The sequence below is a fragment of the Microcystis sp. LEGE 00066 genome (genome assembly GCF_015207925.1).
Lineage (GTDB): Bacteria > Cyanobacteriota > Cyanobacteriia > Cyanobacteriales > Microcystaceae > Microcystis > Microcystis ichthyoblabe_A.
Window position 1 is genome coordinate 1 of the sequence record NZ_JADEVX010000339.1, and the last position, 1,736, is coordinate 1,736.

The window sequence follows — 1,736 nt, forward strand, 5'->3', positions numbered from 1 at the left end:
CGCTTTGATAATGTACCTTTTGGGCGAACGCAGTTCGCCCCTACATTGTGGACAAAATCCGTTACTGTAGGGGCGCAAAGCTTGCGCCCTCCGATCGATTGGGATATTATTCCCACGCAAGTCCCTTGGCACAGTGGGGAAAAATTCTGCCGCAATCCAATTGGAGGTGACGGCCAAGGAGAAAATGGGTAAGATCACTATTGACAAATAAACCAAAATGGCCTATAACGATAACATCAAGGAAAATAATGGTTAAGATTTACTTTTATCTATAGTTATACTAAATCTGGTTATAAAAACTGATTATCTATTGCCCCTTTTGCCTCTTGCCTGTCCTGATATGTAGCCTATACCCAACGGATTTAGTATTAAATACTATTGTTCAGTGGATAATCTTAACTAATCTCCGAGTGTATCTTTTTTGTTGACTTAAAAGATTTTTGTTGAGAGCGGCTAAAAAATTAATTAAGCCAGAGCTTGGTTCTCTTCTCTGAAAATCCAAGCAGCTCGAAGATGTATTCTTGTTAAAGAATCTTGTATCTTCTCGATTTTGTGTGATAAATTGTACTTATGGAATCTTGAAATGTTTACCAGAAAAGGCTTTTGGGACTATTTTGTCAAATAAACTATCAGTATAGAACTCGTTTTCACAGAGGAACCAGAAGAGCCTACTTCTTGCCTAATCTAGATTTTTATGATATTATAGTAGAAAAAATAACGGAGAAAATTATGGATCAATTTCGGTAGATTTGAGTAGATTTTATGGGAGTTTAAGTAGATTTGTCATCGCCGCTTTGATTAAGTAAAAATAAAATTATCTGGAAACAGGTGATTGCCGAATGAAGATAAGAAAGTGGAATTCAATTCAAGGAAGGGAGTGAAGTCAATGTTTAGGAACGGCTCTAATAATCCAAAAGCCAAAATTATTGAATCATCGCCTAGTTCAGCACAACCGGGAAAAAATATAGATAAAGTGCGGGTTATCGTCATAGAGGATCACGATTTAACCCGCATGGGGTTAGTGGCGGCTCTCCAGCATCGAGAGGGTATTCAATTGGTGGGAGAAGCCATCAGTGGATTACAGGGACTGAAACTGCTAGAGGAGACTAAACCGGATGTAGCGATCATCGATATAGCTTTGCCCATGATCGATGGGATTGAGTTAATGGGACGCTTCCAACAAAATTGCGGCGAAGACAGCTTGGCTACGAAGATCCTCATGCTAACCATGTACAACACCCAAGAACAGGTTTTAGCGGCTTTTAGTGCTGGGGCTGATTCCTACTGTATGAAGGATATTAGCATTGATAAGTTAATCGAGGTGATTTATTCCACCCACGAAGGCAATCCTTGGATCGATCCCGTGATCGTCGGCGTTATTCGGCAACAAGTGCACCAAAATTTTGCCACCAGTAGCCGCACCGACGGCAAAACAGTGATAATTCAAGGCGTTGACCCAGAACATCGCCAATTGCTGGAAAATGTGCCCCTAACAGAACGAGAGCTAGAAATTCTCGCTCTGATTGTCGGGGGTTTTAGTAATGCTCAGATTGCCGACCGACTCTATATCACCATCGGCACGGTGAAAACCCATGTCCGCAATATCTTAAACCCACATTCCGCACCCTAAGCTGTCACAGAGAGAAATTACGGAGAGAAAAAATCAAAGTGAGCATAAAAATAAACATAAGGAGCGAAAAAAGGCATTTGAGAAACAGTAAAGCACCAAAAATGGC

1 protein-coding gene and 1 pseudogene are annotated in these 1,736 nt (G+C 40.8%); both read left to right on the forward strand.

What is annotated here, in order from left to right; translation table 11 throughout:
* Positions 1-192: pseudogene (locus IQ224_RS24465) on the forward strand (hypothetical protein); the annotation flags it as partial.
* Positions 193-964: 772 nt separating this feature from the next.
* Entirely contained in the window at positions 965-1,630 is a 666-nt protein-coding gene (locus IQ224_RS23310) for a response regulator transcription factor (protein ID WP_194033547.1), read from the forward strand.
* Positions 1,631-1,736: the final 106 nt, after the last annotated feature.